This is a genomic window from Psychrobacter alimentarius (assembly GCF_001606025.1).
GTDB classification, from domain to species: Bacteria; Pseudomonadota; Gammaproteobacteria; order Pseudomonadales; family Moraxellaceae; genus Psychrobacter; species Psychrobacter alimentarius.
Map to the genome: position 1 here is coordinate 1,230,147 of NZ_CP014945.1, position 14,737 is coordinate 1,244,883.

12 protein-coding genes are annotated in these 14,737 nt (G+C 43.4%); 10 read left to right on the forward strand and 2 right to left on the reverse strand.

Going from position 1 to position 14,737, the window contains the following annotated elements:
* Positions 1 to 140 precede the first annotated feature (140 nt).
* Positions 141 to 2,903: an ATP-binding protein gene (locus A3K91_RS05140; RefSeq protein ID WP_228139941.1), complete on the reverse strand. Its 2,763-nt coding sequence runs from the start codon at positions 2,901 to 2,903 to the stop codon at positions 141 to 143.
* Between the two features lie 440 nt (positions 2,904 to 3,343).
* Between A3K91_RS05140 and rsmG the strand changes: the two genes are divergently transcribed.
* The 10 genes from rsmG (at position 3,344) to A3K91_RS05190 (ending at position 13,316) form a co-directional block, all read left to right on the forward strand.
* Positions 3,344 to 4,060 (forward strand): 16S rRNA (guanine(527)-N(7))-methyltransferase RsmG, encoded by a 717-nt coding sequence (gene rsmG, locus A3K91_RS05145; RefSeq protein WP_062844298.1) that lies wholly within the window; start codon positions 3,344 to 3,346, stop codon positions 4,058 to 4,060.
* 261 nt (positions 4,061 to 4,321) lie between these two features.
* Entirely contained in the window at positions 4,322 to 5,101 is a 780-nt protein-coding gene (locus A3K91_RS05150) for a ParA family protein (protein WP_062844299.1), read from the forward strand.
* A 158-nt stretch (positions 5,102 to 5,259) separates the two neighbouring features.
* Positions 5,260 to 6,408, forward strand: coding sequence for a ParB/RepB/Spo0J family partition protein (locus A3K91_RS05155; RefSeq protein WP_062844300.1), 1,149 nt, complete (start codon positions 5,260 to 5,262; stop codon positions 6,406 to 6,408).
* A gap of 84 nt (positions 6,409 to 6,492) precedes the next feature.
* Positions 6,493 to 7,224 (forward strand): MotA/TolQ/ExbB proton channel family protein, encoded by a 732-nt coding sequence (locus A3K91_RS05160; RefSeq protein ID WP_228139916.1) that lies wholly within the window; start codon positions 6,493 to 6,495, stop codon positions 7,222 to 7,224.
* Positions 7,225 to 7,294: 70 nt separating this feature from the next.
* The gene (locus A3K91_RS05165) at positions 7,295 to 7,726 is read left to right on the forward strand and encodes an ExbD/TolR family protein (RefSeq protein ID WP_010198193.1); all 432 of its coding nucleotides are present in this window, start codon (positions 7,295 to 7,297) and stop codon (positions 7,724 to 7,726) included.
* Between the two features lie 98 nt (positions 7,727 to 7,824).
* Positions 7,825 to 9,603 carry a lipid A export permease/ATP-binding protein MsbA gene (msbA, locus tag A3K91_RS05170; RefSeq protein WP_062844301.1) on the forward strand — a complete coding sequence of 593 codons (1,779 nt, stop codon included), beginning with the start codon at positions 7,825 to 7,827 and terminating at the stop codon, positions 9,601 to 9,603.
* A 92-nt stretch (positions 9,604 to 9,695) separates the two neighbouring features.
* A complete protein-coding gene (lpxK, locus tag A3K91_RS05175; RefSeq protein ID WP_062844302.1) occupies positions 9,696 to 10,823 on the forward strand; it encodes a tetraacyldisaccharide 4'-kinase in 1,128 nt (375 codons plus the stop codon).
* Between the two features lie 60 nt (positions 10,824 to 10,883).
* Positions 10,884 to 11,699: a 3-deoxy-manno-octulosonate cytidylyltransferase gene (gene kdsB / locus A3K91_RS05180; RefSeq protein ID WP_062844303.1), complete on the forward strand. Its 816-nt coding sequence runs from the start codon at positions 10,884 to 10,886 to the stop codon at positions 11,697 to 11,699.
* 14 nt (positions 11,700 to 11,713) lie between these two features.
* Positions 11,714 to 12,862, forward strand: coding sequence for a DNA polymerase III subunit delta' (locus tag A3K91_RS05185; protein WP_228139917.1), 1,149 nt, complete (start codon positions 11,714 to 11,716; stop codon positions 12,860 to 12,862).
* A gap of 106 nt (positions 12,863 to 12,968) precedes the next feature.
* Positions 12,969 to 13,316, forward strand: coding sequence for a PilZ domain-containing protein (locus tag A3K91_RS05190; protein WP_062844305.1), 348 nt, complete (start codon positions 12,969 to 12,971; stop codon positions 13,314 to 13,316).
* Between the two features lie 124 nt (positions 13,317 to 13,440).
* Here the strand turns inward: A3K91_RS05190 and ppk2 are convergent, their stop codons facing one another.
* The gene (gene ppk2, locus A3K91_RS05195) at positions 13,441 to 14,454 is read right to left on the reverse strand and encodes a polyphosphate kinase 2 (RefSeq protein ID WP_228139918.1); all 1,014 of its coding nucleotides are present in this window, start codon (positions 14,452 to 14,454) and stop codon (positions 13,441 to 13,443) included.
* Positions 14,455 to 14,737: the final 283 nt, after the last annotated feature.

Below are 14,737 nucleotides of genomic sequence, written 5' to 3' on the forward strand. Positions count from 1 at the left end.
CGCACCAAGAACTATTTATCATCGCAGAAAAATATCGTAGCGTCTAGGGACGTTCGTCACTGTGTACGTCCGCTAAGTGTTGCTAAGCCAATACCGCATATAGTGAAGCATCACGTTATTACACCCTACTATGATTTGTATTAAATACTATCAAGTGGTTTTGCATTTTCATCATTATCGATGCTCTTTTCGTCATCAATAACCTCTTTACGACCATTCATTGTGTCCACCACTTCACTCTCATTTTTTTGATGTTTAGCAGTGTCTTTTCTTCTATGGTCTTCTTTTTTTTGACGTCTGGCTTTACGCTTTTTCTTGTCTTTCTTCTTTGACTTTTTATCGTCAATATCCTCTTCTTCGTTCTGATTCTCATCCCATAACATCAGACGACTCAATACTTTGCCAAATAGAGTATCTTTGCGGTAGCGGCCCTTTTTATTCATGGTATCGATAGGAAGGCCTGTCATCAGAGTTAGGGCTTCGCTTAATGTATGGACACCATAAATATGAAAACTGCCAGCTTTGACGGCTTCAATAATATCGTCGCGTAGCATCAGTTGTTTGACATTGGCCATAGGGATCACAACGCCTTGTTGTCCCGTCAATTCTTGCTCACGGCACGCATCAAAAAAACCTGCGATTTTTGCATTGATACCGCCCACGGCCTGTACTTCGCCGAGCTGATTCATGGAGCCTGTGATGGCAAAAGATTGGTCAATAGGTACGTTGGCTAGTGCGGACAATAGGGCGCAACCTTCGCTAACGGTGGCACTATCGCCATCTATGTGGGCGTAGCTTTGTTCAAAAGCGAGTGACGCGCTAAAGTTTAAAGCATGATGCTGACTAAAAAGTGCCCGTAAGTAGCTGGTCATGATAAGCATGCCTTTGGCATGTAAGCTACCGCCTAAATCCACGTCGCGCTCAATATCTAGAATTTCCCCAGCGCCTATATTTGGTTGGATGACTGCGGTGAGACGTGCTGGCATGCCAAACTCACTATCCGCATAGCTAACCACCGTTAAGGCATTTACCTGTCCGACGGCGTGCCCTTGTGTTTGAATCAATTGCTGACCGTTTTTCAGCTCATCCCAATACAGATCTCTTAAGTATCCTGAGCGCTCATCCATATCACTAATGGCTTGAGTAACATGCGTGGCAGTAACTATGTTTTCATTATCCAAGCGTGCATGGCGGTTTGATTCATGAAGCAGTTTGATTAAAAGATCGCTATGTAGGCTCAAGCGGTCTTGTTCTTCGGCTTGTAAGCTCAAATGCTCAAGCAAAGTGGCTTGGGCGTGACGATCGAAGGGATAAAGGTTGGCATAGTCGATGATGTCAGCCATCTTCGCGACCAGTGCTAGTTCATGCTCGCTGGTACGAACCACGTCGTCATGAAAGTCAGCGCGAACCTTAAAAACCGCGTCAAACTCAGGTTCAAGCTCCAGCAGCTCATAATACAAGTCTGCTTCGCCCAACAAGATAACCTTGATGTCCAAATCAATGGGTGCAGGTGATAACGATAAGCTACCTGTTAAGGTCAGCATCTGCTCAAGGCTTGAGAGCTTGATTTTGCGAGATTGCAAGGCTCGCTTTAGCCCTTGCCAAGCATAAGGGTGCTCTAGTAAGTGACTGGCTTCTAATAGTAAATAGCCACCGTTGGCACGGTGTAGCGCGCCTGCTCGAATCATGCTGACGTCGGTGGTCACTGTGCCCAACTGTGTGATCTGCTCAACATGACCCAATAAGTTTAAATGAGTTGGTAGGTCTTCGAAGATAACTGGCGCACCACTGTCAGGTGCATGACTGACAATCACATTGACCGCATAACGACTTGGTGTTGTGGCCAAAACTGCTGTCACGAATTCTTCATCGTCTCCATTGACGATGCGTTCTACATGAGTGACCATGTCCGCAAACACTGCTTTGAGATAATCAACGACAAGTGGGTGAGCGGTAAATTGTTCATAAACAGGGGCAAACAAAGGCTGTAATGCTCGCTGTGCAATGTTTCTATGCAGCGCTTCTATCGCATCGTTGGCTTCGTCTTCCAACTGCTCCAAAGCGATGGTCAACTGACTGAGCCTTTTTTGCATATGGTTCTTCTGTACAAAATTATTCAGTTCAGTCTCGTATTCACTATTACCGTATTCAGTATCGTTGTCTTCTGCACCATTAACAGAAGTTTCTTTGCTATCTTCTACGTCTACTTTTTTATTGGCGTTATTTACGGGCTGATCGGTGTTTTCATTATCTTCATTGTCAGTCTGTATCTGGCTAGGATGCACAAAAACGGCTTTATTATCAAACGATCGAAACGTCAGCGCCAAGTCATATTGCTTACCTTCAGCATTTAGTACTTCATACGCTTGACTTTCTTTTTGATGCGTATTGTTTTTGATGGCTTCGATTTTGCTTTGATATTGATCGCTACGAAAACGTTGACTCAAACGTTTTTTGGCTTGTTGCCACAGATGATTGACTTGCTGCTGTAAAAGATCTGCATGACCTGCTGGCAGTCGTAAAGCCAAAGGGGTACGAGGATCAGTAAAATTATGTATGTATACCCAATCATTTGGTGTCTGTGCATCAGCTGCGATGCGCGTGAGCAAACGGCTGATAATCGTGCGCTTGCCTAAACCATTTTCTCCAGCGGCAAATACATGATAGCCACTGGCTTTGATATCTAGGGCCGTTTGCAAAGCTTTGAGGGCACGCTGTTGACCAAAGCCAACATCTAAGTCAGGCGCTGTGCGTGTGTCAGTCGGTAGCTCATCGGGATTGCTATAACGCTTGAGTTGCTCGGCGCTGATCAGGCAACGTTGCTCGACCTCAATAAAAACAGGATGCGGGGTGGTTGGTGCTGTTTGCTCGGTATCTTTTAACTCAGAGAGGGATGTTGCCATATTATTGGTGTCTTTTAGTACTTGATAATGAAGGTTGTGAAGTTGTTCAGTCATAAGCGTATGATAGATCGTCTTAAAAGCGTTGAATCATTATTGATTTTTTAATGTTTAGCTAGGTTTGTATTTTCTGTATTTGTTTTTCTAAGTCTGATTTTTTCATGCCATTTTGACAAACCGTTAAAGCATATTACAAGATATGGCTGCACTTGAGACAAGTCATTAAATGCAGTTTTGTATCATGATAAAGTAAATGGGTAAGTAAAATGAAAGAAATAGGTATAAGAGGATAGTCAATTTAAAGTCATTAAAGAAGAATAACGCACTTCATATAGGGGAAGATAGTATAAGATGTCTCACATTGGCGCAATCTGCAACTATTCAATGAGCAGGCTGCATGATAAAATAGACGGTTCACATGTCAAAACTGGATAACTTGTTGTATGTCAGCTTCCGCTAAAACCTCTTTATCTTCTGCTAGTACAGGCAGTGTACATATGGATTCGACTGGCTTTGTAAAGCTTGGTTCACAATTACCAGCACTTGCTAAGACTTTGTCGCAAGCAGTAGACAAGCTGAATCTACCTCTAAGCGAGATGCAGCAACGCACGTTATTATTGTACTTAGACCAGCTCTTATTATGGAATAAAGCGTATAATCTGACCGCAATCACTGATCCAGAAGAAGCCTTGATCAAGCATGTGATTGATTGTTTGGCTATTATAACGCATTTACCAGCAGGATCTTTGCTCGATATTGGTACTGGCGCGGGTTTACCTGCTGTTATTATTGCTATTTGTCAGCCAGAACGTCAGTGTACGGCACTTGATAGTAACCAGAAAAAAATCCGTTTTATTAAGCAAATCAGTAGTGAGCTTGGTTTGAGTAATATGCAGCCGATTGCTTCTCGCATTGAAGCTCATGAGGCCAGCTATGATGTGGTCACCTCTAGAGCATTTGCCAGCTTGATAGATTTTGTTGAAGTGGCACAACCTAGACTGGCAGATAACGGTTATCTGTGTGCTATGAAAGGTAAAGCGCCAAGCGAGGAAGAGCTGCAAGCGCTTGAGAGTGAGTGGAACATCAAGACCATCAAACTTCATGTGCCATATTTACACGATAGCCGCCATTTAATTGAATTATCTATCAAAAATGTCTAAGCTACCAATAGCTTTTGATCATGAAACAGTAATGATTTTTTTGTGAAACATAGTTTACGCCTGTATTTAAATGGCATAGTATGGAAAATGCGCTGAAAAAAGTGCGCTATTTGTCTAATGAATGGTTTATGTCGCTTCAATATCCAAGTATGATGCATGCGCTTTGAGGCATGGTGACGATACAATCTTGGCGCAGGCAATGACGAAGTAGATAACAAACAAGAATAACGGTAATAGACCCTAATAAAATTGAGTGAGTGTATGGAAATCATAGCAATTGCGAATCAAAAAGGCGGCGTGGGCAAAACCACGACGGCGGTAAATTTGACCGCCAGCTTGGCTGCTAAGCACAAGCATGTACTACTGATTGACTTAGACCCACAGGGCAATGCGACCAGTGGCACTGGTGTAGACAAAAATGAATTGGCGTTGACGATAGCCGATGTGCTGCTTGATGGCGTGTCTCTGACAGATGCTATTGTCACCAGCCCAGCAGGATTTGATGTTATCGGTGCCAATCGCGATTTGGCTGGTATGGACATCACTTTAATGAGCAAGACCGATAGTCATGAGTTGTTTAAAACAGCAATGGCCGATTTGGTAAACGATCAAATCACTGCTCAAAAGCCTGCTTATGATTATGTCATTATCGATTGTGCACCCAGTTTGAATCTACTAACCATTAATGCGTTAGTCGCGACAGATGGGGTAATCATTCCTATGCAGTGTGAGTATTATGCATTAGAAGGTCTTGCGGACTTGTCACAAACCATTGAGCGTTTAACTGAACTCAATCCCAACCTTTATATTCGTGGCGTTGTGAGAACGTTATTCGATGCACGTAATACACTGGCGCGAGATGTGTCTGCCGAATTGGAGTCACATTTCGGCGATATCATGTATAACACACATATTCCAAGAAATATTCGCTTGGCAGAAGCGCCAGCGCACGGTTTGCCAGTTATTGCGTACGAAAGATGGTCGAAAGGTGCGCGTGCTTACCAAAAATTGGCAGCAGAAGTGATGAAACAAAGTCGCTAATTGTTTTGCTTTTAAGCGACAATCACTGGTCATCAATGAAACCGACCAGTCAGAAGCGAGCATATCCAGTGAGACATCAAAACACTTAACATTGTATTTTTAGTAAGCCGCATGAATCATTATTTGGCTTTTATTTTAGCGTTAGAGGATAGGTAATCATGGCAAAGAAAAGAGGATTGGCTGCCAATCGAGGCTTGGATGCCTTATTAGGGTCAATCAAAAAAGAAAAGCAAATTGCCGCCTCTGCCTTGCAAGATGATATGGCTGTGCGCGACAATACTTTGCCAGTTGAGACGCCAGATACCAGTGCATCAGATAAACTAAGTAGCCCTGAGGCTAGCGACAAACCGTCTACAAAGCCAACGGATGCTAAAACGCTTGGCTCTGAAACCACGGATACCAGCAATCGTAAAGCACGTTTGCCACGTACAGCGAGTAAAGCAGCAGCCAATAAGTCACGTACTAATGGGACAGAGGCTAGTGCCACAGAAGACCAAATCAGCTTGGTACAAATCGATGTGATGCGCTTACAAGCTGGCAAATATCAACCACGCCGTGATATGAGTGAAACGGCCTTGGCTGAGCTGGCATCTTCTATCGAGCAACATGGTGTGATGCAGCCTATCGTGATTCGTCCGTTACTGGCGAATGAGGATAAAAGCGAAGCATTTGTGACGCACGAAATCATTGCTGGTGAGCGCCGCTGGCGTGCAGCAAAAATGGCCGGAAAATCAGTAATCCCAGCGATTGAGCGTGCTTTATCTGATGAGTTGGCTATCGCACTGGCACTGATTGAGAATATTCAACGGGAAGATTTGTCTGTGATTGAACAGGCTGCGGCTTTGCAGCGCTTTCATACAGAATTTGGTATGAGTCATGCTATGATTGCCGAGGTCGTGGGTAAAGCGCGTACGACGGTGTCAAACTTACTACGTTTGAATCAGCTGCATGATACGGTAAAAGACCATTTGGCGAACAATACCTTAGATATGGGTCATGCGCGTACACTTTTAGCATTATCGTCAGAACAGCAGCCAATCATTGCGCAAAAAATCATCGATGGTGGTATGACAGTACGCGAGGCTGAAAAATTGGTCAAATCCATTTTACAGCCTGCTCCGAAAGCCAATCGTGCCGAACAAATCCAATCTCGTGATGCTGAACAATTGACGCAGAGACTCACAGACATGTTAGGCGCTCAAGTAAAGCTCAAGCATAAAAAAGATGGGCAGGGCAGCGTTGAGATTTTCTTCCATAGTCAGGACCAGCTTGCAGCGCTCATTAAGCACATAGAAGCGCAGGCTTGAGCATTAAAATAAGTTTGCACGGCCTATTCATATTTAAATCATCTTGGTAACCACTGTTTTTAGAAAAAATAGAAGAGAGTCAATATGTGGGAGTTGGTGAAAGCAGGTGGTTGGTTAATGACCCCTATTGTTTTGTGCTCGATTTTGGCATTGGTTATTATTATTGAGCGTAGCCATACTTTACAGTTTAACAAGATTGTACCCACTAGGCTGCGCGAACAGCTGATCACTCGCTTGCGTGAAAACGGTGATATTGGTCGAACACAGCTGATGAATGTCAAAGAAAAGACCGCGCTTGGCGATATTCTAGCGACTGGTCTGCTTTACCGCCAGTATGGCTTAGAGTCGATGACGATGCATATGCAGAATCGTGCGAGCGTGCAAATTCATCAATTAGAAAAGAACATCAATATGCTCGGTACCATAGGGGCGATTGCACCGTTGCTCGGACTATTGGGTACGGTATTGGGTATTATTTCTTCGTTTTTAGCGATTACCGATGGTGCGATGCAAGATCCGACGATGCTTGCGGCGGGTGTGTCACAAGCATTGATTACCACAGCAGCGGGCATGATTGTCGCTATCCCAGCGCTGGTTGCTTATCGTTATTTTCAGCGCCGCATCATTGATATCAATGCGCAGTTTGAGACCCAAGCAGGATTGATGATTCAAGAGCTATATGATTATCAATTGTTTGAGAATACCAATGCTACAGGTATTAAGCAGCCTGACCGGTATGGAGCAGTACACGAGCAGTTGAATAATGATCGTTCAAGCATGTTAGATCAAAATAAAGTGACGACAGTGGTTCCCTGATATCAGCTTGTCGAGCAAAGATATGAACCATCACCGAGCACATTGGTATTGAGTGAATAAAGAGAGTGATATGCGCTTTAGAAAACCAACGGTTGAGCCACTTGAAATTAACTTAACCCCGATGATCGACTGCTTGCTATTTTTGATTGTATTTTTGCTGTTGGCAACATCGTTCAATCATTTTAGTCGCCTGAATATCATTCTTCCTGAGGCTGAAGGTGTCGCATTGACAGAGCAAAAAAACAGCATTGAAGTAGCAGTGCAAGAAGATGGCAGTTATTTGGTCAATGGTATTACCCTAGCTAGTAGCAATGAAGCAGAATTGACCAGTATGCTACAACAAGAAGCAGGCAGTAATCGTGATATGCTATTTGTCATTGCTGCCGATGCCAATGCCACCCATCAGTCAGTCGTGCGGGTAATGGATATCGCTGGTAAACTTGGTTTTTTAAATCTTAATATCAGTACTGTTGTGCCACTTGGGCAACCTTTACCGCAATAATGCCTATGGCATATAGCCAGTTTTTGCTAAAACTATTCCTGTAAAGCTGTGTGTTAAGCACAGTCCATTCATATGATGATACCCGAATTGAGGCTTTTATGAGCCAAACTTATCAATCTGATTCTGCCAAAACTTCTGCTAAGGTAGCACCAGCAAGTGTGTCTAGGTATGCCACCTTATTGCGCCTTTTAAGCTATTTAAAACCATACTGGTGGGCATTATTGCTCACGGTTTTGGGATTTGCCATCAATGCTGGTACTGAGATTTGGATTGCCAAGCTGCTGCAATATATCACTGATGCTATTAATCAAAATGATCAAAGTCAACAGGACTTATTCCCGTTATTGATAATTGCATTGTTCTTTGTTCGCGGTGTTGGCAGTTTTTTAGGTAACTACTATTCTGCATTAGTCTCACGTAACCTGGTTTATGAGCTCAGAGTAGAAGTTTTTAATAAATTGCTACGCTTGCCGAGCTCATTTTATTTAGCCAATCCAGCTGGTACCATATCATCCAAATTGATTTTTGATGTCGAACAGGTAACGGCCGCCAGTACTGACTCTATGAAAACCTTACTGCGTGATGGTTTGACGGTCGTAGCATTGATTGGGTTTTTGCTTTATAGCAACTGGCGTTTGACTTTGATTTTGTTTGTCGTGTTACCGCCTATATTATGGCTAATTCGTCTGGCTTCCAAACGATATCTCAAGCTGTCTAAAGGCATTCAAGAGACAATGGGCGATGTGAGTCATATCACTAATGAGGTCATCGGTGGCTACCAAGTGGTCAAAAATTATGGTGGGCAAGCTTATGAAGCCAAGCGTTTTGATAAAACCTCAAAAAAGAACCTACGTCAAGGGATGAAGGTTGTTGTTACCAACAGCATTAATACGCCAGCCGTACAGCTATTGATGGCAATAGCCATGTCAATCGTCGTATGGCTTGCCTTGCGTCCAGCAGTGATAGACAATATCTCGGCGGGCGCTTTTATCTCCTATATTGCCGCTGCAGGCTTACTTAGTAAGCCAGTACGGTCATTGACTGATATCAATCAAAAATTGCAAAAAGGTATTGCTGCAGGTGAGTCGATATTTGCCTTATTGGATGAGCCAGAAGAAAAAGACACAGGCGTGCTGAGCCCAGAGCTATCAGGACAGATTCGTTTAGATAATGTTGGTTTGGTGTATCCAGATTCAACCATAGCACTGCGTGATTTTACGTTGGATGTACGAGCGGGCGAGACAGTAGCATTGGTCGGTCGCAGTGGCGCTGGTAAATCATCTTTGGTGAATTTGCTGACCCGCACTTTATCGACGACTTCAGGGCAGATTACTTTAGACGGCATGCCTATTGAAGATATCACGTTAGAAAGCTTACGTTCTCAAATTGCGATGGTCAATCAGCAAGTGGTACTCTTTAATACTACCGTATTTAATAACATCGCTTATGGTAGCTTAGCCAATAGAACCCAAGCCGAAGTCGAAAAAGCAGCAAAAGATGCCTTTGCTCATGACTTTATTGTAAAAATGCCAAATGGCTACCAAAGTGAAATCGGGGCTGAAGGTTTGCAGCTCTCTGGCGGACAGCGTCAACGCTTATCTATTGCTCGTGCTTTATTAAAAGATGCGCCTATTTTAATTTTAGATGAAGCCACCAGTGCCCTTGATAACGAATCAGAATATTATATTCAGCAGGCGCTAGATAACGTGATGAAAGACCGTACAACATTGGTGATCGCTCATCGTTTGACGACCATCGAATCTGCCGACCGTATTGCTGTCATGGATGGTGGTCAGATAGTTGAGCTGGGTACACATGATGAGTTGATACAACAGCAAGGTCATTATGCGCAAATGTATGCTCGAGACTTTACGTAGTTCAATCAAATCAGGACGTGAGTCAATCAGGCAGTAGTTAAAAACAATTCTTGCGCTTGAGTAATACGAATAAGTGGGATAAATGGCTAACAATGAGTATTGAGACGACGGTGACGCGTGCGTGGCAACGTCAGGCCACTTGGTTATGGCTGTTGCTGCCTTTTAGCTGGCTATATGGGCTTATTACGATGCTTCGTCATCAAGCTTACAAAAGTGGCCTCTTATCAAGCTATCGTGCTCCTGTTCCTGTCATGGTGATTGGCAACATTAGTGTGGGTGGTAGTGGCAAGACTCCGCTGATTATTACCTTAGTCGACTATTTGCAAAAACAAGGGGTTTACGTCGGTGTCATTAGTCGTGGTTATGGCGGGGATACCAGTCAGATGCCAGCGTTGGTCGGTAAGACCAGTCTGCCTAATGTGGTGGGAGATGAGCCTTGTCTGATTGTGAATACGACAGGTGTGGCGATGGCGGTATGCCCAAACCGTGAGCAAGCGATCACTATGCTGTTGGAGACATATCCAGACCTACAATTAATTATTGCAGATGATGGTTTGCAGCATTATGCACTACAGCGCGATATCGAATGGATTGTGGTGGATGCCGCACGAGGTTTTGGTAATAAGCAACTGTTACCCACTGGATTTTTACGTGAGCCAATATCACGGTTAAAAGAGGCGGATGTCATTTATCATGAAAGGGCAATTGATGCATCAAACCACGATAATAAAGAGAGTAATCAGCATCGTGTCAATCGTCTGACTATGCATCTAGAAGCGGATAATATGCAGCGCTTATGGCAATCCTCCTTTGACAGTAAAATGAGGAGCAGAATGCCTGAAAAAGGTAGCCAAGTACACGCAGTAAGCGGCATTGGTTATCCACAGCGTTTTTTTGATACGCTAGATTCGCTTGGTTATCAGGTCATTGCGCATCCGTATCCTGACCATTATGCGTTTAGTTTGGCTGAGCTGGCTGAATACAGCGATTATCCAATTGTGGTGACCACTAAAGATGCAGTAAAAATAAGAGCCCTATTGTTGGAACATACTGCACAGCAAGCATTAATGGACGATTATGAAAAGCTTGCAAATAATTTATGGGTCTTACCAGTCAGCGCTGTACTGTCCAACAACTGCTATCCGCATCTAAATCGACAGTTGAGTCAATTAGGTATTACTATACAAAACGATCAAGCCGACAGTCATATTAACGATTAAGATGGCACAAACAACAATGGCTGATACTTCAAACCATATAAAACCCCATAGGAATAAATCATGTCATCCATTGCTGCGCCCGCTAAAACCCACATTGTCATTCCTGCCCGCTTTAAAAGCACAAGATTGCCTGGCAAGCCATTATTAATGATTCATGGCAAGCCAATGATTCTTTGGGTTGCCGAAAAAGCACAGGCTGCACATTTTGCTGATGATATGTGTATTGCTACTGATGATGAGCGCATTGCTCACGTATGTATAGAAGCGGGTTTTGATGTGGTGATGACCAGTAGCGAGCATGCATCGGGTACAGATCGCCTAGCAGAAGTGGCGGCTATCAAAGGCTGGTCAGATCATGATATTGTGGTCAATATGCAAGGTGATGAGCCTTTGGTGCCGCCATTATTGCTGGAGCAGGCTAAGGCACTTTTGGTGGCAGACAATGAGAGCGTAATGGCAACCTTATGTGAGCCTATAGAGGATTATGAGACGTTTCATCGTCCGTCTGTGGTAAAAGTAGTCAGTCAGCAGTCCGATAACAGACAGCGTGCGCTTTACTTTAGCCGAGCACCAATTCCTTGTGACCGTGATGTGGTTTTGGCCAATAATCAGGATAAGCAAGCACCAAAAAATGCCTATCGTCATCTGGGTCTATACGCTTATCGCGTCAGCTTATTACAGCAGTTTGTGCACTGGCCCCAAACACCACTTGAGAGTCTTGAAAGCCTAGAACAATTACGTATTTTAGAAAATGGCGGACATATTGCAATCGCAGCAGCAGCTTGTCAATTACCAGCTGGTGTTGATACTCAAGAAGACTTGGACCGCTTAAATGCGATGAGTCTAGCCAATTTTCAAAACCCTGCTGAAAAATAGTCATGAATAACATCATGGAAAACAACAGTGTCGTTGATACCACAGATAATATTTATTTTGCGCCGTTGTTGCCATGGCAGCAAACACTGTGGTCGCAGCTGACAACGCGAGTGCAATCACAACAGCCCTTGCCTCATGCGCTACTTGCCGCAGGTATGCAAGGCATGGGTAAGCGTGCTTTTGTATGGCGATTGATTGCTTGGTTATTGTGCCGTGAGCGCGCAACGCATCCAGCAGGGGCCTGTGCAAAATGTGAGAGCTGTCAATGGCTCAGATCAGGCACGCATCCAAGCTTGCAAGTATTACCTATTGTTCGTATGCCAAGTAGTGCAGAGTCTACGGATAATACAGAAAAGTCGAATAGCAAAGCAAAAGACAAAAAAGCGTCCCAATCCAACAGCGCGCTCAAAATAAAAATAGATGACATTCGTGCCTTGCAGCCTTTTATTTATCAAGGTGGTCAAGGAATACGTATTTGTGTACTAGATCAAGCAGAGCAAATGACCGTTGCGGCTGCCAATGCACTACTTAAGACGCTAGAGGAGCCACAATCACAGGTGCATTTGTTTTTGATCAGTGATACGCCTGCCCAATTGCTTCCTACCATTAAAAGCCGTGTCCAGCAGTTGCCATTACAAACAATTGATACTACAGTTGCTGTCAATTACGTAACCAATGCATTGGGTCACACTGTCAATTACGTAACCAATGCATTGGGTCACACTGTCAATCGTGAGGCAGTGGGTACAGCTGCGATTGAACAACTTATTCAACTAGCAAATGGTGCGCCTCTAGCAGCAATAGCCATGGCGCAAGCACCATGGTACAGTAAACGAAGCTTATGGTTAACGACGTGGCAAGCATTACGTAGCGGTAAGCGCAGTAGCGTGGCGGCGAGCGACTACTGGCAAAATCAGTTAAGTATCGTAGAATTTATGCACTTGTCTGAAATGATGCTACTTGACATGCGCCGTGTCTGCCTTGGGCTTGGCGAACTACAAAAAGACGTCAATCTATCAAGCGTTTTAGACGCGTATCAACCAGCTGATAATGGATTAGAGGCATTTGCCAGTAGCATACAGCAGACCAAAATTGCACTACAACAAAATGTGCAAGAAAAATTTGCCTATGATAAGCTGATGCAAGAATTGGCGTACTTATAGAATGGCATGATAGCCACTGGCGGCAGTTCGAGTATTTATCATTATCATGCGCTATATACCGCTAAGTTGTCGTATAAAAAAATCTAACTCATGAAGGAAGCTGACTATGGCAATGCCAGGACGTGGCGGGATTTTAACCTGCCATATTGAAAATATTGAGACGTTATATGCCAGTTATTTATCTTTTGTGAGTAATGGGGCATTATTTGTGCCTTCCAATCAACCTCAAAAATTGGGTAATGAAGTGTTTATTGCCATCACCTTACCCAACTCAAGCGAGCGGTTACCAATGAATGGTAAAGTAGTTTGGGTAAATACTAAAACACAAGGTGGGCGTCCAGCAGGTTTTGCCGTACAGATTGGTACAGACATCGCAGGTCAAAGAATCAAAAACGAAGTTGAACGCTTATTGGCCGGTAAAATAGATGGCTTACAATCTACTTATACAATGTAATGCTGAAAGTTAGTGGCGGTGCTGTTTATTGAATGCAGTATTTACCAGAACTGTATTTAATTTTGAGCACGTATGAAAACGGCCTTATAATCTTATAAGGTCGTTTTTTATGAAGCATGGGAAATTAGTAGCGCGGTGGTACATACATATCATCTGGAATGGGTTCACGATAGTATTCATCATCACGCTTGCGATCAGGTAGCTCAACTTCTTCGCGCGGCACTTCTTTGTAAGGAATTTGCTCAAGTAAGTGCGCAATACAGTTTAGCCTAGCGCGCTTCTTATTATTACCTTCAACCACCCACCATGGTGCTTCAGGGATATGAGTACGTTCAAACATGGTCTCTTTTGCTTTGGTATAATCTTCCCAACGTCTTCGTGATTGCAAGTCCATTGGTGAAAGTTTCCATTGCTTGAGAGGATCATGAATACGGCTCATAAAGCGTGAATGCTGCTCATCATCAGTGATTGAAAACCAATATTTAACTAAGCGAATGCCTGATCGTACCAGCATACGTTCAAATTCGGGTACGGACTGAAAGAATTCTTCGTATTGAGCATCGCTACAAAATCCCATGACTCGTTCAACACCGCCACGGTTGTACCAACTGCGATCAAATAAAACAATTTCACCTGCTGCTGGCAAGTGTGCCACATAACGCTGAAAATACCACTGTGTTTGCTCACGTTCAGTAGGGGCAGGCAGGGCAGCCACTCGGCATACACGAGGGTTCAAGCGCTGTGTAATACGCTTAATCGCGCCACCTTTACCAGCAGAGTCTCGCCCTTCAAATATCACTACGATACGTTCACCGCGATCGACGACCCAATCTTGTAACTTGATAAGTTCTCGTTGTAGGCGTACCAATTCTTGAAAATACGTACGACGGTTTAGCTTTTCTTTTTCACTCATCTCAATACCATCAAAACGAAAGTCACGGATATAATCATCTATCTCGTTTTCAAGCTCTTCATCATAATTGTCGATCAAATCTTCATGCATCTTACGACGCAACTCATCGTTAAAGACTTCTTTGTCCATGCGTTCAACAAAATTTTCCTGCTCAAGCACGCTAAGCTCATTGCGCTCTTGCGTCGTTAAAGATTTTGGGTCAATGGCTGAAGGTATATTACCCATCAAAAGCTCCTGATAAATATTGTTATAGTTTTTATTAATTGTGCATCTTACTTTAGCATATTTAGTAAGAAGGCCTATGACTTGGCTGTGCTTTCTTATTTTATTTTCACGTATTTTGTTACCGAATGTATGAAGCTTCTAAAATAGAATTGAGACAAGGGTATTTCTATAGAGTTGTACCTATAAGTTCCTAGAGTAAAGGTACTTTTAATTCAAAAGACAATTTAATTCAAAAGATAAAGATAGTGACGAGAACTGTCTGTCTAAATGTGAATTTTTTATT